This window comes from Aeromonas sp. R5-4 (assembly GCF_040908215.1).
In the GTDB taxonomy this organism is placed as follows: Bacteria; Pseudomonadota; Gammaproteobacteria; order Enterobacterales; family Aeromonadaceae; genus Aeromonas; species Aeromonas veronii.
Window position 1 is genome coordinate 25808 of record NZ_JBFODG010000023.1, and the last position, 24231, is coordinate 50038.

The window sequence follows — 24231 nt, forward strand, 5'->3', positions numbered from 1 at the left end:
CTCCTTGTGTTTTATCACCTAGACGCTCATCCCGATTGGTGCTAGTTTATCGCTCGTTTGCTAACCTTTTTGCCTGACTCTTTGCTAACCACAGCCTGGCAATCAAATCCGATCAGCATCAATCCAGCAGACTGTCTCCTCATTTCAATCCTTGCTTACAGACTTTCACCACTATGAATCTGACTGAATTAAAGAACACTCCTGTGTCCGAGCTGGTCAAGCTTGGCGAATCCATGGGGTTGGAAAATCTGGCTCGGGCGCACAAGAAAGATATTATTTTTGCAATCCTCAAGGCGCACGCCAAGGGTGGTGAAGATATCTTTGGCGACGGTGTGCTGGAAATCCTGACCGATGGTTTCGGCTTCCTGCGCAGTGCAGACGGCTCCTATCTGGCAGGCCCTGACGATATCTACGTCTCCCCGAGCCAGATCCGCCGCTTCAACCTGCGTACCGGCGATACCATCTCCGGCAAGATCCGGCCACCGAAAGAGGGCGAACGCTACTTCGCACTGCTCAAGGTCAATGAGGTCAACTACGACCGTCCGGAAAACTCCCGCAACAAGATCCTGTTTGAAAACCTTACCCCCCTGCATGCCAACGAACGTCTGCGTATGGAACGGGGTAATGGCTCTACTGAAGATATCACCGCCCGTGTACTGGACCTGGCTTCCCCCATCGGTAAAGGCCAGCGTGGCCTGATCGTGGCGCCGCCCAAGGCCGGTAAGACCATGCTGCTGCAGAACATCGCCCAGAGCATCGCCTACAACCACCCGGACTGTGAACTGATCGTTCTGCTGATCGACGAGCGTCCGGAAGAGGTGACCGAGATGCAGCGGATGGTTAAAGGTGAAGTGATCGCTTCCACCTTTGACGAACCTGCTTCCCGCCACGTTCAGGTTGCCGAGATGGTGATCGAGAAGGCCAAACGTCTGGTCGAGCACAAGAAAGATGTGGTGATCCTGCTGGACTCCATCACTCGTCTGGCTCGCGCCTACAACACAGTTATCCCGTCATCCGGCAAGGTACTGACCGGTGGTGTGGATGCCAACGCCCTGCACCGTCCCAAGCGCTTCTTCGGCGCCGCGCGTAATGTTGAAGAGGGCGGCAGCCTGACCATCATCGCCACCGCGCTGATCGATACCGGTTCCAAGATGGACGAAGTTATCTACGAAGAGTTCAAGGGTACCGGCAACATGGAACTGCACCTCTCGCGCAAGATTGCCGAGAAGCGTGTCTACCCGGCTATCGACATCACCCGCTCAGGCACCCGTAAGGAAGAGCTGCTCACCTCAGGTGACGAGCTGCAGAAGATGTGGATCCTGCGCAAGATTGTCCACCCGATGGGCGAGATCGACGGTATCGAATTCCTCATCGACAAGCTGGCGATGACCAAGACCAACGACGAGTTCTTCGACGCCATGCGGCGCCAGCAGAAGTAAGTCCGGTCAGAAAATGACGAAACCGCGGCCCTGGTCGCGGTTTTTGTTTATCTGTTTTCCGGTCGCCCTAGTAGTATGAGATCCCGATGTCACATGGATGGAGACGTCATGAAGCCTGTTTTCTGGTTATTGCTGGGGTTGCTGAGTGCAATGCCAGCCTGCGCGCAGAGTGCTCCGGTCGCGGTGACAGCCGAGATGTTGCAGACTCACCAGCGCTATCTGGCGGGCCGTCTGCAGGAGGGGCAATTTGCAGCCATCGACTCTCTGCTGGCGACCCTGAGTCGCGAGCGGCGGGAGTTCCTGCTGTTGCAGCTGCTGCGGGATATTCCCGCTACCACCCCTGCATCCCCTGCGTTGCAACAGTGGGTCGAGGCTCAGGCCGACAAGGCCCCCGAGTGGCTCATGGAGCAGCAGGTCGACGGTTTTCTGGTGCAGCAACCTGTCTATGATTTTGCCGCGCAGGCCCGTCAGTTGCTGGGGGCGTGGCAGCTGCAATCACTGATGCAGCGCTATCGGCAGCAGCTTGCCCAGGGCAGCTTCCCGCTAAAGTCCATCTACTACAGCAGTAACCCCGATCTCGCCATGCAGCAGCAAGCCCTGTTGCTGGCCCTCGACACCTTGCCGCAGCCGATCTGGATGCGGGAGGCGCAAGCGCTGGCCAGCCAGAATATCTATCTGCCCGACAATCATCTGTTGTTCCATCTGTTGCAGCGCACCGGGGAACCGGCGCTCTATAGCATGCTGTGGCGGCGGCCGGCAGATCAGGATGCGCTGCGTGCACTCTCTACCATCAACCGCTTCCATCACGGCAGTGCTGCCAGCGATCTGCTGATTGCCGCCAGTGGCAACGAGGGGTTGAAGGGGGCCGCCCTGCGTCAGCTGAGCGCGCTCTCCCCCTTGCCGCCGCAAGCCCAGAAATACCTGCTGGCGGAACTCTCCAACCGCCAATACGGGGCGCTGGTGGCCGGTCTGTTGATGGAGGTGGACGAGCCCCAACTGCTCTCTGCACTGGCCAGACGCCTCGGCCAGCGTGACATGCCACCCATTGCACCGAGTCTGCTGCCCGATTCGGGTACACCCGATGGGCAGCCAGGGTTATAATGCGTGACCTCCTGAACCCGGTTGGGAACTTGCATGAAATACAAGGATTTGCGTGATTTCATCGCGCAGCTGGAACAAAACGGACAACTCAAGCGCATCACCCGCGAGATAGATCCCTATCTGGAGATGACCGAGATCAGCGACCGTACCCTGCGTGCGGGTGGCCCGGCTCTGCTGTTCGAAAATCCCAAAGGCTACACCATGCCGGTGCTGACCAACCTGTTCGGTACACCTGATCGGGTTGCCATGGGCATGGGGCAGCCCGATGTGGGTGCCCTGCGTCAGGTCGGGGTCTGGCTCTCCTATCTCAAGGAGCCCGAGCCGCCCAAGGGATTCAAGGAGCTGATGGAGAAGCTGCCGATCTTCAAGCAGGTGCTCAACATGCCGACCAAGCGCCTATCTTCCGCCCCCTGCCAGCAGGTGGTGCAGGAGGGCGATGCGGTCGATCTCGACCAGATCCCGATCCAGCACTGCTGGCCCGGCGATGTGGCGCCGCTGGTCACCTGGGGCCTCACCATCACCCGTGGCCCCTACAAGAAGCGCCAGAACCTCGGCATCTATCGCCAGCAGAAGCTCGCCAAAAACAAGCTGATCATGCGCTGGCTGGATCACCGTGGCGGTGCCATCGATTTTCGCGAGTGGCAGGAGGCCCATCCCGGTGAGCGCTTCCCGGTGGTGGTAGCGCTCGGTGCCGATCCCGCGACCATTCTCGGCGCGGTGACGCCGGTGCCGGATACTCTCTCCGAATATGCCTTTGCCGGTCTGCTGCGCGGCAGCCGTACCGAAGTGATCAAGGCCATCAGCTGCGATCTGGAGGTGCCCGCCAGCGCCGAGATTGTGCTGGAAGGCTATCTTGAGCCGGGTGAGATGGCGCCGGAAGGGCCTTATGGCGACCACACCGGCTACTACAACGAGGTAGACGAGTTCCCGGTCTTCACCATCACCCACATCACCAAGCGGCGTGATGCCATCTATCACAGCACCTACACCGGCCGTCCGCCCGATGAACCGGCGGTGCTGGGTCTGGCGCTGAACGAGGTGTTTGTGCCGCTGCTGCAGAAGCAGTTCCCCGAGATTGTGGACTTCTATCTTCCGCCGGAGGGGTGCTCCTACCGGATGGCGGTGGTGACCATCAAGAAGCGTTACCCGGGCCACGCCAAGCGGGTAATGCTGGGAGTCTGGTCATTCCTGCGCCAGTTCATGTACACCAAGTTCGTGGTGGTGTGTGACGATGACGTCAACGCTCGCGACTGGAAGGATGTGATCTGGGCCATCACCACCCGGATGGACCCGGCAAGGGACACTACCTTGATCGAGCATACGCCGATCGACTATCTGGACTTCGCCTCGCCGGTCTCCGGCCTCGGTTCCAAGATGGGGCTGGATGCCACCAACAAGTGGCCGGGCGAGACCAATCGGGAGTGGGGTCAGCCTATAGTTCAGGATGAGGCGGTGAAGCAGAAGGTCGATGCCATCTGGGATGAGCTGAAGATCCTCGGATGAGGCAAACATGACAGCTTTGCTGCAAAAAGTGATGCGATCCGCACTGATTTGAGTATTCTCGACTGACGGGGCCAGGGCTGCTGGTCGTCACTCCATAGTGAAACAATGAGCGAAGCGGGCCGAGCGAGCCCGCCACAAGGACAAGAATGCAACGTATCAAATGCCGCGTAGAGGAACTGCGCGAATATGTCGACACCATCTGGCATGTGGCCCTGACGCCGCAGCAAGCGATCAGCTTCAAGCCGGGCCAGTATCTGCTGGTGGTGATGAGCGATTCGGACAAGCGCCCCTTCTCCATCGCCAACTCGCCGACCCGCCCGGGCGTGCTGGAGCTGCAAATCGGTGCCACTCCCGAGAACGCCTACGCCGGTCAGGTGCTGGCCCGCATGCGCGAGCAGGGCGAGATCGAGGTCGAATTGCCGGCTGGCAAGGCGTTCCTGCGCGATGAATCTCCCCGTCCGCTGATCCTGATGGCGGGCGGCACCGGCTTCTCTTACGCCCGCTCCATTCTGGAGTACCTGATCGACACGGGCAGCAAGCGCCCGGTGTTCTTCTACTGGGGTGTGCGTCAGGCTCACTGGCTCTATGAGCTGGAGCAGATGCAGCAGTGGGAGCGTGACTATGCGCCGCTCACCTTTATCCCGGTGGTGCAGGAGCCGGATGCTGACTGGACCGGCAAGAGCGGGCTGGTACACAAGGCGATCATGGATGACTTCGTCAGCCTCCACGACTACGACATCTATGTCGCCGGCCGTTTCGAGATGGCGGGTGCCGCGCGTGAGGAGTTCAAGATCCTTGGCGCCGAGCCGGAGCGCATCTTTGGTGACGCCTACGAATTTATCTGACGGGATCCCCGTCTGGATGACGCAGCCCCCGGTTTTGCCGGGGGCTTTTGTTTTTGTGGCTGCCGCAGTACCTGATCGTACCGAATGGTTGGATTATTGCGGCGTTATCCCATTATTTTTCAATATTTTGGCTATGAATGGCTACTAATCGAGCCTAGCTGATGGCATCTTTGTGGGGGATTGACAAGAGCATCCATAGAGCAAGCACAAGGAGGCGCAGTGTTGAGTGAAGAGGGCAGGGCATCTGCGGAGGATGACAGGGGAGAGACCGGCTCTGTCGAGCGGGTCGCAACGCTGATCCCGTCCCCTCATGGCAGTGAAATGGCTCGTTTGCAGGCAGAGATCGCCGCTTTGCAGCATGAAAACGGCCTGTTGCAGGAGAAGCTCAATGCCGCCCTCGATGGCACCGGCATCTGTCTCTGGCAGGGCACTATTCCCACCGGCGAGCTGCGCGTCTTCAATCTGCAGAACTTTCAGGCCGGTGACATGGCCCCTCATTTCGATCAGTGGAGCGCCAAGCTCCATCCCGACGATCGCGCCCATGCCATGGGCAGCTACTTTGCCCACCTTGAGGGGAAAACCCCCTTCTACGAAGCCGAATACCGCACCATCAGCCCGGCCGGGGAGATCACCTGGTTGTGGGATCGGGGCCGGGTCGTCGATTGGGATGGCGATGGCAAGCCGCTGCGGATCATGGGCTCCCATATCGATATCACCCAGCGCAAGGCCTATGAGCAGCGACTGGCTGAGCGAGCCAACAGCGACGCACTGACCGGCTTGCTCAACCGGCAGGGGTTTGGCAAGGCGTTTGCCCAGCTGCAGCCACAAGGTGCGGGGGCGCTGCTCTTTATCGATCTGGATGATTTCAAAGGGATCAACGACCAGCTGGGCCACGCCTGCGGCGATCTGGTGTTGCAGCAGATGGCGGACTGGCTGCGCCTTATTATGCCTGGCTCGGCGCTATGTGGCCGTTACGGCGGCGACGAGTTTGTGGTGCATCTGCACCGGGATGTGTCGAGCCATGGCCTGGCGCAACTGGCTGACGCCCTGATCAGCCGGATGCACGGCTATGTGCCCAAACCCGGTTGCCCGCAACGGGTGGGGCTGAGTATCGGCATCGCCCTGTGGGAGGAGGAGCCATTGAGCTTCCGGCAGGCATTGGAGGTGGCCGACCGTGCCATGTATGAGGCCAAGGCACGCGGCAAGCGGGCCTGGTATCTGCTTCAGGTGTGATGCTTTTTACAGGTTCAATTCAAAGCAAAAACCCCAGCCGAGCTGGGGTTTTCGTTATTCGCCTTTGGCGCCGAGCTGCTGCTCGAGCTGAGCCAGCTTGCTTTCGAGGGCGGCCAGTTTTTCACGGGTACGCAGCAGTACCTTGGTCTGCACGTCGAACTCTTCGCGGCTGACCAGATCCAGCTTGCCCAGCTGGGCTTGCAGTACCTGACGCATCTTCTTCTCGGCCTCTTCACCCATGCTGCGAATGCCGGGCGGCAGGGAGTTGTGCACCTGCTTGGCGATCTCTTCCAGTTTCTTCGGGTCGATCATGATGTCCTCCTTAAGCGTTGGCGGACATTCTACCGACAATTCCCTCACTTTGCCGAGATCGCGGCGGCTTTTTAGTCGTGATGGTGCCCGCTGGCTGGTCGGGTCTGGTGATGGGGCCACAACTGCTACCCTTGCGCCCCTTTGTTAACCTGAAACCATGACATGCACCACAAAGCTGAGCCAGAACTGTCCGGCATGAGTCTTATTTGGTGTTGGTTTTATGTTAACGTTTTGCAGTCGAGGTCGTGATGACCCCGTTGGCTTGTGATGGATAACAACCTTATAAAAAGAGAATAAAAAATGAAGAAGAAGCTAATTTATGCAGCTGTTGTCAGCGCCCTGCTGGCCGGATGTGGTGGAGATGACAACAAGGGAGACACCACCAGCTCCCTCGACTACGTCCTGAGTGGCGCCAACGGGGTGCGCCCGAGCGTGCTGGCCCCCCGTGCCAGCGACGGTACCCTGAAGTTTTCGACAGAAACTGCTGATCTGTCGAACCCGGTATCTGCCCTCTCCACCCTGGATGGCTGGTCAACCACCCAACCGGTCCAGCTGGTACCAGCGACCGTGACCGGTGTCTCTGTGCCGGCACCGGCGGCCAGCGAGTATGCCTCTGCCGTTGCGCCCCTCTACCTGCTCGAGCTCACGCTGGATCCGGTCACTCTGCAACCCAACGGAGTCAAGGGCGGCAAGCCACTGGTTTATGGGACCGACTTTGTGGTCACTGGCGGGGACGGCAAGCTCAATCTGGTTCCGCTCAAGCCGCTCAATCCCTCTTCTTACTACATGATAGTGGCGACCGATGCCCTCAAGGACAGTCGCGGCACACCGCTCAAGGCGGGAGGCGATTACAGCAGCTTCAAATCGACAGCTGGCGCAACTACTCAGGAGCAGACCATCAACGGCCTGATCTTGCTGCAGGAAGGTCTGTTCAAGGCGGCCACCGGGATCACCAGCGACCGGGTGATCTTCTCCGACTGGTTTGCCACCCAATCTGGTGCCGATGTGCTGCTGGCGGTGAAGAGTGCCGCCGCTTCCGTGCTGAAGAGCCCGAGCCTGGACGCCGCGGCGCTGTGGAAACAGGATGCCAAGGGCAACACCAGCCTGCCAGCAACCTATACCATCAATGGTCTTAATGGCGGGGTGGATTTTCTGACCCAGCTGGCGAATGAGCCATTCTTGCCGCAGAAAGATCGTGATGCGATTGCTGCCGCTGTGGCGGCTAATGGCACCCTCAACGGAGTCGCAGCGGCGACCAAGGTTTATACCGGCACCGTCAAACTCCCTTACTTCCTCTCTACACCCGCGATAGCTGGCTCATGGGACAAGGCCAAGACCCAATCTTGGCACGGCGCCATTCCCAGCCTCTATGCCATCGCCAACGCGCTGAAAGCGGGCGATACCGAGGTGATCGGTGGACTCGTCGGGGCGGGCGTGGACCCGGCATTGCTGGGTGAGCTGATCGCCGACCCGAGCCGTCAGAGTGAACTGCTGACCGAGGCAAGCAAGCTGATCGGGGTGACTCTCACCTCTGGTGGCAAGCCGCTGGATGCCGAGCGCAATATCGGCCGTTTCAACCCGTTGCCGACCCTGAGCGAAGTACAATCGGTACCGCTGCGGATCTTCGCCGCTGCACCGCTCAATACCATTACCGATGTGATCATCTATCAACACGGGGTTACCTCCATCAAGGAGAACGTCTATGCGCTGGCGCTGGGCCAGATTGGTGCTGGTCTGCAAGTCACACCAACAGCCAAAAATGTCGCTGTGGTAGTGATCGATCATCCGCTGCACGGCGAGCGTGGTTATGCCCTGAGCAACAGCATGGCGACGGTGACCACATCGGAGAACCCGCTCCCCTATCTGAACCTCAACTATCTGACGGTGGCGCGGGACAATCTGAAACAGAGCGTGGCGGATCTGCTGGGGCTGCGACTGGCTGTCGGTCTGGCCAACACCCAGGGATTGGGTGGCCAATTGGGTGGTGCCGGTCTGAAGGTGCATTTCCTCGGTCACTCACTTGGTGCCATTACCGGGGCCAATCTGCTGGCTGTCGCCAACCAGACCACCGGCAGTGCTCAGGCTGATGCCCTGTTCAAGTTCGATACCGGTGGTCTGGCGATGCCGGGTGGCGGCATCGCGCCGTTGTTGCTCAACTCGCCTAGCTTCGGGCCGACCATCAAGATGAGCGTGCTTACCTCGGGCAGTCCGGCGCTGAAAGCGGGCTTTACCGCCTATGCACCGAATTGCAAAACAGCTGCCGCCACTTGCTTCGTCAACGAGTTCCTGCCCAGCCTGGATGCTGCCACGCAGGCGGGTGCGGCGAGCACCTTGCAGAGCTATACCTTTGCCGCCCAGTCAGTGCTGGACTCTGCCGACCCGATCAATCTGGGCAGTGGCGTCGCCAAGAGCTTCCCGCTGTTCGCCACCGAAATTGTGGGTGATGGCGCCCTCAATCTGCCGGATCAGGTGATCCCCAACAGCATCGCCTCTGCACCGTTGGGTGGCACCGAGCCGCTGTTCCGGGTGCTGGGTTTGCAAGAGCTGAAGGGGTCCGGCGTGCTCCCGGCGGGTCACCATGCTGCGCGCTTCCTGAAAGGGGGCCATAGCTCGCTGCTGGCTCCTGACGAGAACTTCGATCAGGCTGGCGCGGTCACCACCGAGATCCAGACCCAGTTCGCCAGCTTCTTTATGAGTGGCGGTGCGGCGGTCAAGGTAACCGATGACACCCTGATCAAGCAGTAACTGCCTATCGCGTAAAAAAACGCCGCCCTTCGGGGCGGCGTTCTCGTTTCTGCGGCTGCTGAAAAATCAGCCCGGCTGGTGGTTGCGATCCAGCCAGCCTTGCAGCAGGCCGACCAGCAGGCCGGTCAGATGGGCGATGTTGGCGGTGCTGGTGCCGAGCATGTCGAAGAAGCCGAGCACCATCCAGAACAGCATAAAGCCCATCAGTGCCGGTGGCAGAGTGAGGCCACAGGCCGGTTGCAGCTTGCTGCGCAGCCAGCAGTAGCCGAGCAGGGCATAGACCACGCCGGAGAGGCCGCCAAACAGCGGGCCGCTGGCAAAGAACTCGGCGATATTGGGCAGGGCGGCGCCCACCAGCAGCAGGATCAGCAACTTGCCGCTGCCAAGGCGCTGCTCGATCTGGCCGCCGAGATACCACCACCAGAGCAAGTTGAACACCAGATGGAGCACCGAGAAGTGGATCAGGGCGGGGGTGAAATAACGCCATGCCTGCCAGTCGGTGAACTGGGCAAGCGTCGGGTGGAATGCCAGTTCATCGTAGATTGGCAGGCCGATGGCCTCGATCCCGTAGATGGCGAGACAGGCGATGATGACCACCAGCGTCAGTGGCCCCGCCTGATGAAGGAAATCGGTGATGGGATCCGTCATCCCCTTGCTGTAGTCGATACGGGCATCGGCGCGGCCGGATTGCCAGGAAGCTTCCATATAGCGCGGGTGGCCAGGCTCGGCCAGAAAGCGCTTCACCTCCAGCTGGGCCTGCGCGAGGCGCTGCTCGTCCGCCAGCCAGATGGTGACCCCCAGCTCGGACTGGGTCAGCTCGCAGGAGATCCCCAAGGTCGCCAGATAGTCCACCAGCGCCTGCGCCATGCGGGCGTTGTCGAGCACCAGCAGCTGGATCATGCCTCGCCTGCCTCGATGGGAAACTCCCGGCGCCACGCCTCGAAGCCGCCATCCAGACTGTAGACCTCGTCATAACCCTGTTGCAGCAGGTATTGGGCCGCCCCCTGACTGCTGTTGCCGTGATAGCACATCACGATGACCGGGGTATCGAAATCCACTTCATTCATAAAGCGCACCAGGGTGCCGTTGGTGAGGTGGAAGGCGCCGACCGCGTGGGCCGCTTCAAAGGATTGCGGGTCGCGAATATCCACCAGACGGGCTTCACCCGCGCTCAGTTTCTGGTGGGCATCATGGGCATTGATATGGGCAAACTGGTCCATCGGGATGTCCTGCGAATAGGTTGATTACGGGCCAGTGTACCGCAAGCTTGGGCGCAAACTAACCCCACAAAAGATAAGGGAGCCAGCGGCTCCCTTGTCGATATGGCATGCGGGTCAGTGGGTTAACCGCCCAGATAGGCCTGCCGCACTGCCGGGTTGGCCAGCAGGGCGGCGCCTGTGTCTTGCAGCACAACGTGGCCGTTCTCCAGCACATAGCCGCGGTCGGCTAGCTTGAGCGCCTGGTTGGCGTTCTGCTCCACCAGAAAGATGGTCATCCCCTTCTGGCGCAGCTGCTCTATGGTGTCGAAAATCTGCTGGATGACGATGGGGGCCAGCCCCAGCGAGGGTTCATCCAGCAGCAGCAGGCGCGGCTTGCTCATCAGGGCGCGGCCGATGGCCAGCATCTGCTGCTCGCCGCCGGACATGGTGCCTGCCCGTTGTTGCAGGCGCTCGTGCAGGCGCGGGAACAGGGTGAACACCTGATCCAGCAGGCCATGCTGCTCTGCCTTGTCGACGAAGAAGGCGCCCATCAGCAGGTTCTCCTCCACCGTCAGGCGGGCAAAGATACGGCGCCCTTCCGGCACCACGGCGATATCCTTGCGCATGATGCGGGCTGTGGTGAGGGAGCTGATCTGCTCCCCTTCAAACCAGATGGAGCCGCTGCTGGGCTTGGGCTCGCCGCAGAGGGTCATCAGCAGGGTAGTCTTGCCCGCGCCGTTGGCGCCGATCAGGGTGACGATTTCCCCCTCTTTCACCTCGACGCTGACATCGTGCAGCGCCTGAATTTTGCCGTAGTGGGTCGATACGTTGCGAAGTTCTAACATCTTGTTTTCCTTACGACTCGCCCAGATAGGCCTTGATCACTGCCGGGTTGTTACGGATCTCATCCGGCTTGCCATGGGCCAGCGGGGTGCCCTGGCTGACCACGAAGATGCGGTTGGAGATGCCCATCACCAGCTTCATATCGTGCTCGATCAGCAGCACCGAGACCCCGAATTCGTCCCGCAGGCTCATGATGAGCTCGTCCAGCTCGTCGGTCTCCTTCGGGTTGAGACCGGCGGCCGGTTCGTCCAGCATCAGCAGCTCGGGACGGGTCGCCATGCAGCGGGCGATCTCGAGCCGGCGCTGCTGACCGTAGGCCAGATTACCGGCGGCGCGGTTGGCGAGATCCTTGAGGCCCACTTTATCCAGCCAGAAGGCGGCCCGCTCCAGCCCCTCCTGCTCGGCACGGCGGAAGGCCGGGGTCTTGAACAGGCCGGCGATAAAGCTGGTGTTGAGGTGCTGATGCTGGGCAACCAGCAGGTTCTCCACCGCCGTCATCTCCTTGAACAGCCGCACGTGCTGGAAGGTACGCACAATCCCCTTGCGGGCGATGAGGTGGCCGGGCAGCCCCTGGATCTCTTCACCCTTGTAACGGATGGTGCCGCCGCTCGGACAGTAGAAACCGGTCAGGCAGTTGAAGATGGTGGTTTTGCCCGCGCCGTTGGGGCCGATGATGGAGATCACTTCGCCCTTGTCGATATCCAGTTTTACCCCGTTGACGGCCAGCAGGCCCCCGAAGCGCATCGACAGATCAGAGACTTCCATTAACTTCTGATGTGTACTCATTTCTTCAACTCCAGATGCGGACGGGTCATCGGCAGCAATCCCTGTGGCCGCCAGATCATCATGAACACCATCAAGAGGCCAAACATCAGCATGCGGTACTCGTTGAATTCGCGGGCCAGCTCCGGCAGCACCGTCATCACGATAGCGGCCAGCACCACCCCGATCTGGGAGCCCATGCCACCCAGCACCACAATCGCCAGCACTATGGCCGACTCGATAAAGACGAAGGATTCCGGGCTGATAAAGCCCTGCCGCGAGGCAAAGAAGCTGCCGGCGAAACCGGCAAAGGTGGCGCCTATGGTGAAGGCGGTCAGCTTGATGATGGTGGGGTTGAGCCCCAGCGATTTGCAGGCGATCTCGTCTTCCCGCAGCGCTTCCCAGGCGCGGCCCAGTGGCATGCGCAGCAGGCGGTTGATGACGAACAGGGTCACCACCACCAACACCAGCGCCATCAGGTAGAGGAAGATCACCTTGTGGTTGGCGTTGTAGGTAATGCCGAAGAAGTTATGGAAGGTATCAAAGCCCCCATCCTTGACGGTGCGGTTGAACTCCAGCCCCCCCAGCGTCGGCTTGGGGATGCCGGAGATGCCGTTCGGGCCGCCGGTCAGGGTGGTCATATTGTTGAGCAGGATGCGGATGATCTCGCCAAAACCCAGGGTGACGATGGCCAGATAGTCCCCCCGCAGCCGCAGCACCGGGAAACCGAGCAGGAAGCCGAAGGTAGCGGCCATCAGCCCGGCGATGGGCAGGCACTCCCAGAAGCTCAGCCCGAAGTAGGTGTTGAGCAGGGCATAGCTGTAGGCGCCGACCGCATAGAAGCCGACATAGCCGAGATCGAGCAGACCGGCGAGGCCGACCACCACGTTCAGCCCCAGCCCCAGCATGATGTAAATCAGGGTGAGGGTGGCGAGATCGATGGCGCCGCGAGAAGCCATAAAGGGCCAGCTCACCGCGAACAGCAGCACCAGCACGGCGGTGAGGTTATAGAGCTTGGGCGCCTCTTCCGGGCTCGGTAGCACCAGCTTGGTGAAGCCGACCGAGAAACCGCTGATGGAGGCCTGAAACAGCTTGGCGATCTGGCCGCGCAGCATCTGGAACCAGAAAACAAGGGTGGCTCCCCCCAGCAGCCAGGCCAGCGACACATCGAGGCGGCTCACTACCTGCAGGCTGGAGCCATCGGTCTCCAGCTTGAAGCCGAGCAGCCAGAAAGAGAGCACCAGCAACACCAGGCTGGCGATACAGGCGTGGATAAATTGATGTTTCATCACACTTTCTCCACTTCCGGACGGCCCAGAATGCCGGTCGGCATAAAGAGCAGCACAAAAATGAGCAGGGCAAACGCCATCACATCCTTGTACTCGGTGCTGAGATAACCGGCGGTGAGCGCTTCAACCACCCCCAGCAGCAGGCCGCCCAGTACGGCACCCGGAATGCTGCCGATACCGCCCAGCACTGCGGCAGTGAAGGCCTTCAGACCGGCCATAAAGCCGAGGTAGGGGTTGATGACGCCGTAATACATGCCGAGCAGCACCCCGGCGACGGCGGCCAGCGCGGCCCCCAGCACGAAGGTGATGGAGATGACCACGTGGGTGTCGATGCCCAGCAGGTTGGCCATCTTGATATCTTCCGAACAGGCGCGGCAGGCGCGGCCCATGCGGGAGCGGCCGATGAACTGGGTCAGCGCCAGCATGGTGATGAAAGTCACCACGAAGATGATCAGCTGCATATAGGAGAGGCTGGCCTGAAAACCATCCTCACCCCCCAGGGTCCAGCCACCGGAGATCAGGCTGGGCATGGCAATATCCCGCGAGCCCTGTGCCATCCGCATCATGTTCTGCAGGAAGATCGACATGCCGATGGCGGAGATGAGGGGGATCAGCCGGTTGCCACCACGCAGTGGCCGGTAGGCGACCCGCTCGATGCTCCAGCCATAGGTGCCGGTGATGATGATACTGACCAGGAAGGCGCCTCCCAGCAGTAGAAAGGTGCTGTCGATGCCCATCATCATGAGCCCCGCCATCACCATAAAAGCGACATAGGAGCCGATCATGTACACCTCGCCGTGGGCGAAGTTGATCATGCCGATGATGCCATAGACCATGGTGTAGCCAATGGCGATCAACGCATAGGTGCTGCCTATGGTTAATCCATTCAGCAGTTGCTGAACCAGATAGAGGAGGTGTTCGGACATACTGCGTTCCCTGTACTTGCCCGCAAAGAGAGGAGGGGGTGAGCGTACTCACCCCCGATCGGCAGATTATTTGACTTGGCTGGAAGTACCGTCAGCGTGCCACTGGAACACACCGAATTCGAAGCCTTTCAGGTCACCGTTCGGTGCCCAGGTCAGGGGGCCCATCACGGTATCGATAGGTGCGGCCTTGATGGCGGCGGCAACGGCAGCCGGGTCATCTTCACCCGCCTTGGCGATACCGGCTGCCAGGGTTTGCACTGCGGCATAGGTAGTCCAGACGAACGGGCCGGAGGAGTCCTGACCCTTGGCCTTGAACGCCGCCACCAGCGGGGCGTTGGCCGGCACCAGATCGTATTTGTTCGGCAGGGTCACCAGCAGGCCTTCGGAAGCCGGGCCACCGATGGCGGAGATATCCTTGTTACCCACCCCTTCCGGGCCCATGAACTTGGCTTTCAGCCCCTTCTCGCCAGCCTGACGCAGGATCAGGCCCAGCTCAGGGTGATAGCCGCCGTAGTAGACGAAATCGACGTTCTCTTTCTGCAGCTTGGCGATCAGGGCGGAGAAGTCCTTGTCACCGGCGGTGATCCCTTCAAAGGCCACCACTTTCACGCCAGCCTTGTCGAGCGCCGCTTTGACGCTGGAAGCGATCCCTTCACCGTACTGCTTCTTGTCGTGGATAACGGCCACGCGCTGGGGTTTGACCTGCTCGATAATGTATTTGGCGGCAGTCGGGCCCTGATCGCTATCCAGGCCGATGGTGCGCAGGGTCAGCTGGTAACCGCGCTCGGTGATCTTGGGGTTGGTGGAGGCGGGGGTGACCATCAGGATCCCCTCGTCTTCATAGATGTCGGAGGCGGGCAGGGTGTTGTCGGAGCAGAGGTGACCGACCACGAACTTGACGCCGTCGTTCACCACCTTGTTGGCAACGGCCACCGCCTGCTTGGGATCGCAGGCATCGTCATAGACGACCGCTTCGATCTGCTTGCCATTGATGCCGCCAGCCTTGTTGATCTGCTCGACCGCCATCTTGCCGCCGGTGAACTGCATGTCCCCGTACTGGGCGACCGGGCCGGTGACCGGGCCTGCGATACCGATCTTGATGGTGTCTGCCGCGTGAGCGATGGAGATCGATCCAAACAGAGCCAAAGAAACCGCTGCGCCAACTGTGATTTTGCTCAACTTATGCATTGATTCGTCCCTTAATCAGTGGATTGTTTCATTTCCGTGTGCCATTCCGGATCTACATCCCGTGCATCCGGCTATAGGTATGGTTCTATCATTCCTCACGGGGCAATAACAAGCTGTTAAAGATACTAACCAGAGGGGGTTGGATGGGTGGATTTTGAAATAAATGACCTGTTATTTTCGGCCAATCAGAGCTTAATTTTGATTTGTTGACTTAACATCTTGGTAACGAGAGGCGATTCTGACAAACGCCAGAGGATTAATCTGGCGATATTTTACACTGACAGCGCTCCCATTTTGACCACAATCCATTTGCGCAAACAGAAATGAGCGCCTAAATTAGCCGGCATTGACAATTCCGTGGCAGAGCTCGTTAAAACCAAGCCTTTATTCGGGAAATCTGCTAATGTTCCGCCTTTGACAGTCAGGAGACAGAGATGGCCACTATCAAGGATGTCGCCTCGCGCGCAGGCGTATCCATCTCCACCGTCTCACATGTGCTCAACCACACTCGGCGGGTCAGCGAAGACGCGACCCAGAAAGTGATTGAGGCGGTGGCAGAACTCAACTACGCGCCCAACTCGGTAGCGCGCAGTCTTAAAATAAATTCGACCAAGACCATTGGTATGCTGGTGACCACCAGCGTAAACCCCTTCTTCGCAGAAGTGGTGCAAGGGGTTGAAGCGTACTGCTTCGAACAGGGCTACAGCCTGATCCTCTGCAACACCGAAAACCAGCCGCCTCGCCAACAGCATTACCTGAGAATGCTGATGGAAAAACGGGTGGATGGCCTGCTGGTATTGGGTACCGATATCGACACCCCGTTGCGTGACATGCTGCGCATCCACAAGAACGTGCCGCAGGTGGTACTGGATTGGGGAACGGAGTGCGATTTCGCCAACGTCATCAACGACAACGCCCGCATCGGCGCCCGCATGGCCGTACGCCATCTGCTGGAGCTGGGGCACCGCGACATCGTCTGCATCACTGGCCAGCTCTCCAAGCCGACCACCCAGCAGCGACTGGACGGGGTACGTGATGCGCTGGGCGAGCATGGTCTGACCCTCAAAGATGAACAGGTCTTTGAAGGGGATTACGAGAGCCAGAGCGGCTTCGATGCCATGCAGCGCATCCTGGCCCTGCAGCCTCGTCCGACCGCGGTCTTTGCCTTTGACGATCCCATGGCGATCGGCGCGATTTGCGCTGCTTGGGAAGCGGGAGTCAAGGTGCCGGACGATATCTCCATCATCGGCTACGACGATGTGGAGATGGCGCGCTTCTCCAGCCCGCCGCTGACCACCATCCGCCACCCGAAGGCCGAACTGGGCCAGCTGGCGGTGAAGCATCTGGTCAGTCGGATCCGCAACAAGGAGCTGGAAGTGGAATCGATGACGGTACAGCCCGAGCTGATCGTCCGTCGCTCGGTCAAACCGCTGCGTTAATCCGCACCCGTTGCCAACACGAAAAACCCCCTCTGTCACGAGGGGGTTTTTGTTTATGGGCGGGTTACTTTCAACCAGTGGCTCGCAGCGCCGATCTCGGCTTTGCTGGTGAATATCCCCCCGTTTGACCCACCTCGCATTTTGCCTGTTAATCGTTTGATCAATATCAACAAAGGGTTAAGTTCTGATGGACTCCCGACTTAACCGTTCCATCCTGTAGGTTGGGTATGACTGTCAAGGATGGTGTCTTATGTTCCCCCCTCGCAAGCTGGGTCACCAGATCACGCTGCTGGCAATCGGCGGCATCGTATTGCTCGCCGTGGTGCTGCTTACCTTTAATCTGTTTGAAAATCGCCAGCGGGCGCTCGCGGCCGAGCAGGCTGCACTGCGGAGCCAGCTCCAGAATGTGGAAGCGGTGATCAAAAACACCAGCCATGAAACCGTGCTGGCGGCGACTCTGATCGCCCAGCGGCCGGATGCAGCAAAGGCGGTGGCCGACAAGGATTGGCAGACCCTCGCCAATCTGTTTGATCCGCTCTGGCCCGCTATCAAGGCGCAGGGGATCCAGCAGTTTCACTTTCACATTCCCCCGGCTACTTCCCTTTATCGGGTACACAAGCCCGCAAATCATGGCGACGACCTCTCTACTACACGGTTGGCAGTGGTCGAGGTGAACCGCAATCATCAACCGGTCGGCGGGTTGGAGACCGGTCAGGGGGGCACCGGGATCCGCGGCGTAGTGCCGGTCACTTTCAATGGTCAGTCGGTCGGCTCGGTGGAGTTTGGCCGCGCCCTCGACACCTCGCTGTTTGCCGATCTGCTGGGCAAGGACAGTCGCTTTGCCATCTATCTGTTTGAACAGGGTAAGCCCGTTATGCTGACTGGTACCTCCATGCTTGGTGAGTCGGTGGACTGGTATCAGGAGGTATTGGCGGGAGAGAGCCGCTTCACCACCATCAAGCAGCAGGGGAGCGATTTTCTGGTGATGGCGGCACCGTTGCGCGACTTCTCCGGCAAGGCGGTCGGGGTGATCGAGTTGGCGCGTGATCACAGTGAGGTGGCAGCCGCGCTGGTACGCCAGAGCTGGCAGATGGTAATGATCGCGCTACTTGGCACCGCTCTGATTGCGGTGGCGCTGGTGCTGCTGCTGGCGCGTCTTAGCCGTCCGCTGCTCGACAGCGTCAAGGCGCTGGAGGCGCTGGCCAATGGCTCCGGCGATCTCGGCAGCAAGCTGCCGGTGGCAGGGCCGGAGGAGATCCGCCGCCTCGGGTCGGCGTTCAATGCCTTTGTTGCCAAGATCCGCGACACCATCAGCCAGCTCACCGCCACTCTGGGCGAACTGGCTGGCGAGAGCGAGCGGCTGTCGCGCAGTGCGGCGGGCAACCTTGGCAGCATGACGCGCCAGCAGGAGCAGACTACCCAGCTCGCCACCGCCATGACCGAGATGACCAGCACGGTACACGAGGTGGCCAACAACACGGCGCAGGCGGCCGAAGCGGCCAACGAAGCGGACAATCAGGCGGTCACCGGCGATGAGGTGGTGCAGCAGAGCGTCAACATGATCGAACAGCTGGCGGAGGAGATCGCCAGCGCGGGCAACACGGTGAAAGAGGTTGCCAAGGCCAGCGAGCAGATTGGCTCGGTGCTGGCGGTGATCCAGTCCATCGCCGAGCAGACCAACCTGCTGGCTCTCAACGCCGCCATCGAGGCGGCCCGGGCCGGTGAACAGGGGCGCGGTTTTGCGGTGGTGGCCGACGAGGTGCGCTCGCTGGCAGGGCGCACCCAGCACTCCACCGCCGAGATCCGCGGTACCATCGAGCAGTTGCAACGGGCGGTGGGCACCACGGTGAGCATGATCGAACACAGCGTCTCGCGAGCGGGGGAGTCGGTGGAGCGGGCCAATCAGGCGGGAGAAGCTCTCGGCCGGATCAAGGGGGCGGTCAACAGCATTCGCGACATGAATACCCAGATCGCCGCCGCCTCGGAGGAGCAGTCCTCGGTGAGCGACGAGATCACCCGCAATATCGTCAGCGTCCACGAGATCTCCCAGGCCACCACGCTGGTGGCGCGGGATACCGCCCATATCGCCAGCCATGTGGCGACCCTGGTGGACAAGCTGGGGGATCTGGCCGGGCAGTTCCAGGATGGTTCCAACGTGCGGATGGTGCTGAGTCGCGCCCGCGCCGCTCACATGGGCTGGAAGACCCGGGTGCGGGCGTATCTGGATGGGCAGGAGGGGCTGTCGCGCAGCGAGGCGGTCAGTGACAAGGAGTGCCGCCTTGGCCACTGGTACTTCAGCGAAGGGCAGGCATGCTGTGGCGATCAACCCGCCTTCAGGGCGATCGCCGCCCCGCACGCCAGACTGCATCAGGTGATCCAGCAGATTATCGAGCTGAAAAATCAGCACAAGCATGAAGAGGCGGAGGCTCTCTACCGCGAGATCGAGCAGAACTCAGAGCAGGTAGTGGGCTGCATCGATCAGCTGCTGCGGGAGATGACCAAACTGGAGCGTTAATGACGAGCGGGCCGGATAGCAAAAGGGCTGACAGCGATGTCAGCCCTTTTGCATGGTGCGGGTCTGGGGCGAGGTTACTGCTCCGGACGCAGATCCTGATAACGGGCGGCGGTGATGAACTGGCCGAAGGTTTCACACCAGACGATCACGCTGCTGTAGCGGGCCGGATCGATCGTGGCGGGCAGCGGCACGATAAAATTGTCGAAGGTCTTCACCGGCCCGACTCGCACCATCTGATCCTTGAGGTGGGCAAAATCGGCTTCGGTCTCGACAAACTCGGGGGAGAGGTAGAGCTGGTAGTCCGGCCCAGGGGCCAGCTTGCCCATCAGACTGACGGCATCCGGCCCTATGCTCACCTTGCCTTCCCCCCAGTGCAGCCGATCGCTGTCTTTCAGATCCCGGCGAAAGGTGCCGTGGAATCTCGCTTGCTGCTGGCTGGCCGCGACCTGCTCGGTATCAGGTGCGGGTGGCGCGATCAGGATCGGCAAGGTGTAGACACCGGCGGCAAAGCCTGCCGCCGCGACCAGCAGATGGGTGCCCAGCAGCAGGGCCATGGTTTTGCGTTTCATGATATCTCGGTCGTTGATGAATTGATGGCAAAACCATACCAGTCCGGGGGCCCGCTGCCCAGTTTGCTCAGGCCATAGATGTAGTTATCCATCTATGGTGACGTGGGGTGTGATCACGCCAATGGCTCAAGGCCGGATAGTGCCGTCCTGGCCTTTGTTGATCTCGCTGGCGGCGTGTACCAGCTGTTCCAGCTGGTGGTGGATCTGGGTGCGATCCAGTTGCTGCAAGGGCTGGCGACTCCACAGTACCGGTGTCAGGCTCTCGGTATCGAAACCCAGTACCGGTTTGCACGGGTCCTGACTGAACAGGTTTTGGGCAGCGGCCTGGGCGCTGGTGGCCGCGTCGAGGCGGGTAAACATCAGCAGATAGTCTGCCGGGTGTTCGGTCAGGTGACAGGTCAGTTCGCCGATCTGCAGGCTGGTGACGCTCTCCTCCTGTTGCGGCGCAGGCAGGGAGAGGGAGAGAAACAGCTGGTGGATGGCGGCGTGATAAAGAGAGTTCATTGATGGCTCCAGATTGATGATGGTGCCATTAGAGCAGGTCACCGCCAGCTGCACTGTTAATGGTGGCTCTCTTTTTTTAGCTTTTCGGTCAGCGAGATAGCACGCCGCGCTCAGTACAAAAATCGCGACCAATCCCGATAGTCCCTGTTGATGGCCTCTCCTAGACTGGCGGCGAAACATCACAAGAAGACAATCATCATGCAGATTCAAGCAAACACCGTCGGCACACAGGCCGTCGCTCACCACAGTGATGCAACCACAGGGGTTGGCCGGATGGGTCAGCTGGAGGCACGTCAGGTTGCCACCGGACAAGATGCGATCTTGCTGGGCAACCGCAGCGAACCGCAGAAAGGGCAGGGGCTGCTCTCGCGATTGGGGGCCCAACTGGCCCGTCCGTTCGTGGCCATCAAAGAGTGGATCGGCAACCTGCTGGGGAGCGGCAAGAGTGCCGCTGCGCCGAAGGCGCAAACCGCCACGTCCCCCGAGGATCTTCAGCGTCTGATGAAGCAGGCTGCATTTGGTAGCTCGCTGGGTGGCTTTGCCAAGGCGGACGTGTTGAACAACATCGCCGCCGAACAACTGGGCAAGGAGCACGCCACTCTGGCGACCGGCAACGGCCCACTGCGCTCGCTCTGCACCGCGTTGCAGGCCGTTGTCATCGGCTCCGAGCAGCCGCAACTCCGGGAGCTGGCTGCCGGGCTGCTGGCTCGCCCCATCGCCGGTATCCCGCTCCAGCAGTGGGGCACTGTTGGGGGCAAGGTGACCGACTTGCTCGCCAGCGCCACCCCCGAACTGCTGCAGGATGCGATGAGCCAGCTGCACACCGCGATGGGTGAAGTGGCCGACCTGCAGCGGGCCGTCAAGGCTGAAATCGCTGGTGAACCGGCGCAAAGCGCGGCCACAACAGCGGATGCGGTGCCCGTCCAACGCGGTGAGAGCAAAGGGGCTGATCGCGAACAGGTCGCCATGGCGCGGCAGACCCCGGCCACCGGCTACAAGCTGGTGCTGGATCTTATCAGCTATCAGGCCAGCTACCTGCTGCGGGATCAAACCTCGACCGAGGTGACCCTGAGCAGCAGCGATCTTAACGCCCTGCATCAACACATTGCCGATGGCTCCATCAACAGTTCCCACATGGCCAAGTTGCAGACCCGCGGCGATCTGCAAACCCTGCGTACTCTGGCGCTCTCGCTGGCCAGCGGCAGCGACGCCAAGGGATCTTCCCTTGGTCATGCCCTCGACAGTCTCGCCTCGGCGCGTCCCAACCAGCGGTTGGTGCTGGGCGGCCTGATGCAGTTTGCCGGTCAGACCGATCAGGCGTGGGTGAACCATACAGCTGGCAAGCCGGAGGATCGGCTCGATGCCGGGGCGCGACTGCGCTTTGACACCGGCCATATGCAGGCGGAGCTGGGGCGTCTCGGCGACAGCGAGGCACGGCAGGTGCTGCAACAGCTGGAAGGGGTTTTTGGTGATCGGGCCAGGGCTATCTGCGACTTCGCGGTGGCTCAGGTCTCCGGCTTTGCCGATAGCGAAAGCAGCCCTGAGGCTGTGCTGGTCTCCCGCCTGACCCGCATGGGCAATCTGGTGGGCAGCCTGACCGATGCGCTCAAGGAGCGGCTGCAACTGCCCGAGTCCGCCCGTGGCGAGCCGACCATGATCGACTCCGCCAGCCAGCTGACACCGCTCGAGCTGGCTGCGCTGGCCCATATCGGCGTCGATGAGAGCTATCTGTAAACCGTCAGCATACACCCCCCTCGGGGTAAGGTGATATGACATAAAAACGGACACCCTTGGGTGTCCGTTTTCTTATTCGGGCGGGAGTGGGCTGAGGGTCAGTGCATGCCGATTTGCTTACAGGCTGGCGAAATCTACTGCGGGCAGGTTTTCAAAGCCGGGGCGGGCAAACAGATAGCCCTGCATCAGGCTGACACCCATCTCCCGCAGGCAGGCCATCTCTTCGCGGGTCTCGATCCCCTCTGCCAGCGGGGTGATCTGCAGCTCGGCAAACAGGGCCAGACAGTGGCGCACTATGGCTTGTCGGGTCGGGTCCTGGTCGATGCCGCGCAGCAGGTGCATATCGAGTTTGACGATATTGGGATGAAAATCGGCCAGCAGGTTGAGACCCGAGTAACCGGCGCCAAAGTCATCGATCGCCGTTTTGAAGCCGAGCGCCTGATAGTGATCGACGATACCGCGAAGATGCTGGCTATCCTGCACCTGCTCCACCTCGGTCAGCTCGAACATGATCTGCTCGATGGGGAAGTGGTGCTCGCGGGCCGCCTGCAGGGTGGTGCGGATGCAGCGCTCCGGACGGTAGACCGCATTGGGCAGAAAATTGATGCTCAGCATCCCCTTCATCCCGAGCCGTGCCGCCAGCGCGATGGCCTTGATCCGGCACAGCTGGTCGAAGCGGTAGCGATTGCCGTCGTTGACCCGGGCAATCACGCTCTGCGCGGGTTCGTTGTTGAGCCCTCGCACCAGCGCCTCGTAGCCGAAGATGGTGCGCTTGCTGCAATCGACGATGGGCTGAAAGGCCATGGTGAAGTCGAAGTCGAGATCTGCTTTCTCCTGACACAACTGACAGATGGCGGGGGACGGGGCGGCAGGTATATCCATGACTTTCCTCTTGGGCGTGGCGGCGCTGGGCACTGTCTCAAATGATAACAGCTCATCACCCCCCCTGTAGGTTCGATTAGCGCAGCGTAATCGGACGAACGAGAGGTTTTGATTGTGGTTGTTGCCGTGTAACCGTGTCGGCCAACCGGAGGGTGGAATTAGGCTGGCCGTTATGGCGGGAGAACCGATTTACGCGAACGTCCGATTACGCCTGACGGCTAATCGAACCTACGGGTTAAAGTAGAGTTAAGAAGACACCGGTTTCGACCGGTGTCAGATGATAACTGAAAATGTACACCTGAATTCTGAGTTAAAGAGTGATTTTTCCTTTCTTTTTTATAATATTCTCTTTTTTCTTCGCATTTTTATTGTTAATCCACAGTGTAGAGACATTTTCTTCTTTTTTGATGTTTTTAATGCTGTTTGATATGGCCCCCTCTAATTCTGTACGATTTATCTCTTTTCCATCAGGAGCCGTTTGTTTTATTTCTATGGGCATGTTTTTTCCCTCCTTATAGCTCTGAACAATACCTTCAACCTCTATATATAAAGTATCGTACATAACTTGCGTAACTTCAATTATGTGTACCTGCTGTTTTCCATCACTACTGAAGTGGGATACATCTGGGCCAGATAAACTATCTAATGATATTGCATGTGAAACACATGTATAAACATTATAACAGTTAGGATAATAATCTGCCGCGTATCCTCCTCCCGAGCCAGCATAACGGACTTGGTTTTTACTCCCTATATTGAATTCAGATGTAATATTCCAATCGATTATTCTTATTTGAATATACTCTAACCTATTTTCACCTCTGTCTGAAAGCCAATTAGATACTGTCATGTATACAGTGCTATCAATAAGATTTAGCATTAATGCTTGGTGAAGAACTATCTGACGGTATGTACCACTATAAAAAACTATGAATGGGTCTGGTGTATAACCCTCGATAGCATATCCGGATAAATAAAGATACTTGTGTATATTTGATTCAGCCTTTGAACCATCCGTATATGTCCACAGCGAATCACATGCAGCTTCCGAGTCTGAAACAATAACTGTTGTCATTTTATTTGAAACCGTTAATAATATTTTTAATATAAGCTAAAAAGTAGTTGTTATTAGATTATACATTTGAGCTTTTGGGGTGAAAAGCATTTATTTAATAATGGATTTCGAGGTGTTGTAATGGATAT

21 protein-coding genes are annotated in these 24231 nt (G+C 59.4%); 9 read left to right on the forward strand and 12 right to left on the reverse strand.

Features of this window, described 5'->3' with window-relative positions:
• The first annotated feature begins 173 nt into the window (after positions 1-173).
• From rho to AB5Y83_RS11785, 5 genes are all read left to right on the forward strand, one after another.
• Positions 174-1439 (forward strand): transcription termination factor Rho, encoded by a 1266-nt coding sequence (gene rho, locus AB5Y83_RS11765; RefSeq protein ID WP_005339417.1) that lies wholly within the window; start codon positions 174-176, stop codon positions 1437-1439.
• Between the two features lie 108 nt (positions 1440-1547).
• On the forward strand, positions 1548-2540 hold the full coding sequence (locus AB5Y83_RS11770; protein ID WP_368175209.1) for a hypothetical protein: 993 nt from the start codon (positions 1548-1550) through the stop codon (positions 2538-2540).
• Between the two features lie 33 nt (positions 2541-2573).
• On the forward strand, positions 2574-4043 hold the full coding sequence (ubiD, locus tag AB5Y83_RS11775; RefSeq protein WP_368175210.1) for a 4-hydroxy-3-polyprenylbenzoate decarboxylase: 1470 nt from the start codon (positions 2574-2576) through the stop codon (positions 4041-4043).
• 146 nt (positions 4044-4189) lie between these two features.
• Positions 4190-4888 (forward strand): NAD(P)H-flavin reductase, encoded by a 699-nt coding sequence (fre, locus tag AB5Y83_RS11780; RefSeq protein WP_042054686.1) that lies wholly within the window; start codon positions 4190-4192, stop codon positions 4886-4888.
• 219 nt (positions 4889-5107) lie between these two features.
• Positions 5108-6121 carry a sensor domain-containing diguanylate cyclase gene (locus AB5Y83_RS11785; protein ID WP_128834561.1) on the forward strand — a complete coding sequence of 338 codons (1014 nt, stop codon included), beginning with the start codon at positions 5108-5110 and terminating at the stop codon, positions 6119-6121.
• Between the two features lie 54 nt (positions 6122-6175).
• Here the strand turns inward: AB5Y83_RS11785 and AB5Y83_RS11790 are convergent, their stop codons facing one another.
• A complete protein-coding gene (locus AB5Y83_RS11790) occupies positions 6176-6433 on the reverse strand; it encodes an accessory factor UbiK family protein (RefSeq protein ID WP_005339429.1) in 258 nt (85 codons plus the stop codon).
• 300 nt (positions 6434-6733) lie between these two features.
• Between AB5Y83_RS11790 and AB5Y83_RS11795 the strand changes: the two genes are divergently transcribed.
• Positions 6734-9178 (forward strand): VolA/Pla-1 family phospholipase, encoded by a 2445-nt coding sequence (locus tag AB5Y83_RS11795; RefSeq protein ID WP_368175211.1) that lies wholly within the window; start codon positions 6734-6736, stop codon positions 9176-9178.
• A 66-nt stretch (positions 9179-9244) separates the two neighbouring features.
• Here the strand turns inward: AB5Y83_RS11795 and glpG are convergent, their stop codons facing one another.
• The 7 genes from glpG to AB5Y83_RS11830 all read right to left on the reverse strand — a co-directional run bounded on the left by glpG (position 9245) and on the right by AB5Y83_RS11830 (position 15385).
• Positions 9245-10078 (reverse strand): rhomboid family intramembrane serine protease GlpG, encoded by an 834-nt coding sequence (gene glpG / locus AB5Y83_RS11800; protein WP_005342430.1) that lies wholly within the window; start codon positions 10076-10078, stop codon positions 9245-9247.
• Positions 10075-10398 carry a thiosulfate sulfurtransferase GlpE gene (gene glpE / locus AB5Y83_RS11805; protein ID WP_005355913.1) on the reverse strand — a complete coding sequence of 108 codons (324 nt, stop codon included), beginning with the start codon at positions 10396-10398 and terminating at the stop codon, positions 10075-10077. The genes glpG and glpE overlap by 4 nt, the downstream gene beginning before the upstream one ends.
• A gap of 122 nt (positions 10399-10520) precedes the next feature.
• A complete protein-coding gene (locus tag AB5Y83_RS11810; RefSeq protein ID WP_005342433.1) occupies positions 10521-11222 on the reverse strand; it encodes an ABC transporter ATP-binding protein in 702 nt (233 codons plus the stop codon).
• Positions 11223-11232: 10 nt separating this feature from the next.
• Positions 11233-12006 carry a high-affinity branched-chain amino acid ABC transporter ATP-binding protein LivG gene (livG, locus tag AB5Y83_RS11815; RefSeq protein ID WP_005339435.1) on the reverse strand — a complete coding sequence of 258 codons (774 nt, stop codon included), beginning with the start codon at positions 12004-12006 and terminating at the stop codon, positions 11233-11235.
• Positions 12003-13271 (reverse strand): high-affinity branched-chain amino acid ABC transporter permease LivM, encoded by a 1269-nt coding sequence (locus tag AB5Y83_RS11820; protein WP_005355922.1) that lies wholly within the window; start codon positions 13269-13271, stop codon positions 12003-12005. Before AB5Y83_RS11820 ends, livG begins: the two co-directional genes overlap by 4 nt.
• Positions 13271-14197 carry a high-affinity branched-chain amino acid ABC transporter permease LivH gene (livH, locus tag AB5Y83_RS11825; protein ID WP_005339439.1) on the reverse strand — a complete coding sequence of 309 codons (927 nt, stop codon included), beginning with the start codon at positions 14195-14197 and terminating at the stop codon, positions 13271-13273. Before livH ends, AB5Y83_RS11820 begins: the two co-directional genes overlap by 1 nt.
• A 66-nt stretch (positions 14198-14263) precedes the next feature.
• A complete protein-coding gene (locus AB5Y83_RS11830; RefSeq protein ID WP_005339442.1) occupies positions 14264-15385 on the reverse strand; it encodes a branched-chain amino acid ABC transporter substrate-binding protein in 1122 nt (373 codons plus the stop codon).
• Positions 15386-15819: 434 nt separating this feature from the next.
• Here AB5Y83_RS11830 and AB5Y83_RS11835 point away from each other — a divergent pair, with 434 nt between their 5' ends.
• Together AB5Y83_RS11835 and AB5Y83_RS11840 are read left to right on the forward strand one after the other, a co-directional pair.
• Positions 15820-16824, forward strand: a complete 1005-nt coding sequence (locus AB5Y83_RS11835; RefSeq protein ID WP_005355925.1) for a substrate-binding domain-containing protein — start codon at positions 15820-15822, stop codon at positions 16822-16824.
• A 250-nt stretch (positions 16825-17074) separates the two neighbouring features.
• On the forward strand, positions 17075-19339 hold the full coding sequence (locus AB5Y83_RS11840) for a methyl-accepting chemotaxis protein (protein ID WP_368175212.1): 2265 nt from the start codon (positions 17075-17077) through the stop codon (positions 19337-19339).
• 74 nt (positions 19340-19413) lie between these two features.
• Here the strand turns inward: AB5Y83_RS11840 and AB5Y83_RS11845 are convergent, their stop codons facing one another.
• Complete coding sequence (locus tag AB5Y83_RS11845) at positions 19414-19908, reverse strand: DM13 domain-containing protein (protein ID WP_279488666.1); 495 nt, start codon at positions 19906-19908, stop codon at positions 19414-19416.
• 126 nt (positions 19909-20034) lie between these two features.
• Entirely contained in the window at positions 20035-20412 is a 378-nt protein-coding gene (locus tag AB5Y83_RS11850; protein WP_019446305.1) for a CesT family type III secretion system chaperone, read from the reverse strand.
• A gap of 198 nt (positions 20413-20610) precedes the next feature.
• Here AB5Y83_RS11850 and AB5Y83_RS11855 point away from each other — a divergent pair, with 198 nt between their 5' ends.
• Positions 20611-22146 carry an ADP-ribosyltransferase gene (locus tag AB5Y83_RS11855; protein WP_368175213.1) on the forward strand — a complete coding sequence of 512 codons (1536 nt, stop codon included), beginning with the start codon at positions 20611-20613 and terminating at the stop codon, positions 22144-22146.
• Between the two features lie 117 nt (positions 22147-22263).
• Here AB5Y83_RS11855 and AB5Y83_RS11860 read toward each other — a convergent pair whose 3' ends face one another.
• Positions 22264-23028: an EAL domain-containing protein gene (locus AB5Y83_RS11860; RefSeq protein ID WP_368175214.1), complete on the reverse strand. Its 765-nt coding sequence runs from the start codon at positions 23026-23028 to the stop codon at positions 22264-22266.
• Positions 23029-23338: 310 nt separating this feature from the next.
• Complete coding sequence (locus AB5Y83_RS11865) at positions 23339-24103, reverse strand: hypothetical protein (RefSeq protein ID WP_368175215.1); 765 nt, start codon at positions 24101-24103, stop codon at positions 23339-23341.
• Positions 24104-24231 lie beyond the last annotated feature (128 nt).

Coding starts and splice junctions, on each gene's coding strand:
- AB5Y83_RS11820 (WP_005355922.1), bottom strand. CDS start 13,271: ATGAAACATCAATTTATCCACGCCTGTATCGCCAGCCTGGTGTTGCTG.
- AB5Y83_RS11810 (WP_005342433.1), bottom strand. CDS start 11,222: ATGTTAGAACTTCGCAACGTATCGACCCACTACGGCAAAATTCAGGCG.
- AB5Y83_RS11845 (WP_279488666.1), bottom strand. CDS start 19,908: ATGAAACGCAAAACCATGGCCCTGCTGCTGGGCACCCATCTGCTGGTC.
- AB5Y83_RS11835 (WP_005355925.1), top strand. CDS start 15,820: ATGGCCACTATCAAGGATGTCGCCTCGCGCGCAGGCGTATCCATCTCC.
- AB5Y83_RS11865 (WP_368175215.1), bottom strand. CDS start 24,103: ATGACAACAGTTATTGTTTCAGACTCGGAAGCTGCATGTGATTCGCTG.
- glpE (WP_005355913.1), bottom strand. CDS start 10,398: ATGGACCAGTTTGCCCATATCAATGCCCATGATGCCCACCAGAAACTG.
- fre (WP_042054686.1), top strand. CDS start 4,190: ATGCAACGTATCAAATGCCGCGTAGAGGAACTGCGCGAATATGTCGAC.
- livH (WP_005339439.1), bottom strand. CDS start 14,197: ATGTCCGAACACCTCCTCTATCTGGTTCAGCAACTGCTGAATGGATTA.
- rho (WP_005339417.1), top strand. CDS start 174: ATGAATCTGACTGAATTAAAGAACACTCCTGTGTCCGAGCTGGTCAAG.
- AB5Y83_RS11830 (WP_005339442.1), bottom strand. CDS start 15,385: ATGCATAAGTTGAGCAAAATCACAGTTGGCGCAGCGGTTTCTTTGGCT.
- AB5Y83_RS11850 (WP_019446305.1), bottom strand. CDS start 20,412: ATGAACTCTCTTTATCACGCCGCCATCCACCAGCTGTTTCTCTCCCTC.
- AB5Y83_RS11770 (WP_368175209.1), top strand. CDS start 1,548: ATGAAGCCTGTTTTCTGGTTATTGCTGGGGTTGCTGAGTGCAATGCCA.
- AB5Y83_RS11855 (WP_368175213.1), top strand. CDS start 20,611: ATGCAGATTCAAGCAAACACCGTCGGCACACAGGCCGTCGCTCACCAC.
- livG (WP_005339435.1), bottom strand. CDS start 12,006: ATGAGTACACATCAGAAGTTAATGGAAGTCTCTGATCTGTCGATGCGC.
- glpG (WP_005342430.1), bottom strand. CDS start 10,078: ATGATCCAGCTGCTGGTGCTCGACAACGCCCGCATGGCGCAGGCGCTG.
- ubiD (WP_368175210.1), top strand. CDS start 2,574: ATGAAATACAAGGATTTGCGTGATTTCATCGCGCAGCTGGAACAAAAC.
- AB5Y83_RS11795 (WP_368175211.1), top strand. CDS start 6,734: ATGAAGAAGAAGCTAATTTATGCAGCTGTTGTCAGCGCCCTGCTGGCC.
- AB5Y83_RS11840 (WP_368175212.1), top strand. CDS start 17,075: ATGTTCCCCCCTCGCAAGCTGGGTCACCAGATCACGCTGCTGGCAATC.
- AB5Y83_RS11860 (WP_368175214.1), bottom strand. CDS start 23,028: ATGGATATACCTGCCGCCCCGTCCCCCGCCATCTGTCAGTTGTGTCAG.
- AB5Y83_RS11790 (WP_005339429.1), bottom strand. CDS start 6,433: ATGATCGACCCGAAGAAACTGGAAGAGATCGCCAAGCAGGTGCACAAC.